This is a genomic window from Phenylobacterium sp., assembly GCF_036402295.1.
In the GTDB taxonomy this organism is placed as follows: Bacteria; Pseudomonadota; Alphaproteobacteria; order Caulobacterales; family Caulobacteraceae; genus Phenylobacterium.
This window is the reverse complement of sequence record NZ_DASWTE010000271.1, coordinates 1-1628: the sequence shown is the minus strand read 5'-3', so window position 1 is coordinate 1628 and position 1628 is coordinate 1. Positions and strand designations below refer to the sequence as shown.

Genomic DNA, 1628 nt, shown 5'->3' with positions numbered 1-1628 from the left:
TCAAGGGGACCTGAGGAACATGGCGGGCGACGTGCTGAACATCCGGCCGGCAGCTGAGTGCAAGTGGGACTGCGCCGCCTTCGGCGAGGTCATGCTGCGCTTCGATCCGGGCTTCGGCCGCGTGCGCAACGCCCGCTCGTTCCAGGTCTGGGAGGGCGGTGGCGAATACAACGTCGCCCGAGCCATGCGGAAGTGCTGGGGCAAGCGCGCCACGCACGTCACCGCGCTGCCCAACAACGATCTCGGCTGGCTGGTCGAGGACCTGATGATGCAGGGCGGCGTGGACCTGTCGCACCTGGTCTGGCGCGACTTCGACGGCATCGGCCGCAACACCCGCGTGGGCCTGAACTTCACCGAGAAGGGCTTCGGCATCCGCCCGGCGCTCGGCACCTCGGACCGCGGCCACTCGGCGGCGTCGCAGATCCGGCCCGGCGAGGTGAACTGGGAGAAGCTCTTCGGCGAGGAGGGCGTGCGCTGGTTCCACACCGGCGGCATCTTCGCGGCGCTGGCGTCCAACACCGCCGAGGCGGTGATCGAGGCGGTCGAGGCGGCGCGGAAGTACGGGACGATCGTCTCCTACGACCTGAACTATCGGGCCTCGCTGTGGAAGAGCCAGGGCGGCAAGGACGGCGCCCAGAAGGTCAACCGCCACATCGCCCAGTACGTCGACGTGATGATCGGCAACGAGGAGGACTTCACCGCCTGCCTCGGCTTCGAGGTCGAGGGGCTGGACGAGCACATCTCCGACATCGACCCGGCCAACTTCAAGAAGATGATCGAGGCCTGCACCTCGCACTTCGCGAACTTCAAGGTGGCCGCCACGACCCTGCGCAACGCCAAGACGGCCAGCGTCAACGACTGGTCGGCGATCATCTGGGCGGGCGGCCAGTTCTACCAGTCGCGCACGCGCGAGAACCTGGAGATCTACGACCGGGTCGGCGGCGGCGACGGCTTCGCCTCGGGCCTGGCGTACGGGTTCCTCAAGGGGCTGGGGCCGCAGATGGCGGTGGAGTACGGCGCGGCGCACGGGGCGCTGGCCATGACCACGCCCGGCGACACCTCGATGGTGCGCGCCGCCGAGGTCGAGACCGCGATCAAGTCGAAGGGCGCGCGGGTTATCCGGTAGGGGAGTGCTCGGGAGTGGGCCCCGGAAGCGGACGTTCCGAAGTTCTGACAAGGGTCGCGAACTGTCTCTTTGCCTCCGCCGGAGAGCAGACGTTGCATGTCAGGTCGCTAAGCAGACCTAGCCGGCGTCACGAGAGGGTGGAAAGCGGACTGTGCGGCAGTCAATGTCGGTGTAATCGGCGGCCCAGCCAGTACGACGCGCCGGTGATGGCCAGCACAAAGATCAGCCCTGCCGCCAGTGGCACCCGATGCTCCTGCCACCAAGGCATATAGGGGATTGAAGCCGCGTACTCCGCGCGCGTGGGCCAAGGCTCGGCGCGGCGCACATCCTCGATTGCCCCTGGCCAAAGGCCGAGATGCCCTGTCGGACCAGCGCGGAACGTCCCTTCGAGCACAGAGTATCGCTGGCTCAGGCCGCGCGCTGCGGTGTCGTTCACCCATTTGGGCCTCTCTACCCAGAGGGAGTTCGCCAAAACGCTCGCATCGAAGTCGGCCTTGCTCAG

General features: G+C 67.4%; 2 protein-coding genes. One reads left to right on the top strand and one right to left on the bottom strand.

Translation table 11 applies throughout. The features are described 5' to 3' along the window. The first annotated feature begins 19 nt into the window (after window positions 1-19). On the top strand, window positions 20-1126 hold the full coding sequence (locus VGD44_RS16535; RefSeq protein WP_331089068.1) for a sugar kinase: 1107 nt from the start codon (window positions 20-22) through the stop codon (window positions 1124-1126). A 160-nt stretch (window positions 1127-1286) separates the two neighbouring features. Here VGD44_RS16535 and VGD44_RS16530 read toward each other — a convergent pair. Next, window positions 1287-1628, bottom strand: a 342-nt coding sequence (locus tag VGD44_RS16530) for a hypothetical protein (RefSeq protein WP_331089066.1), incomplete at its 5' end; no start/stop codon positions are given.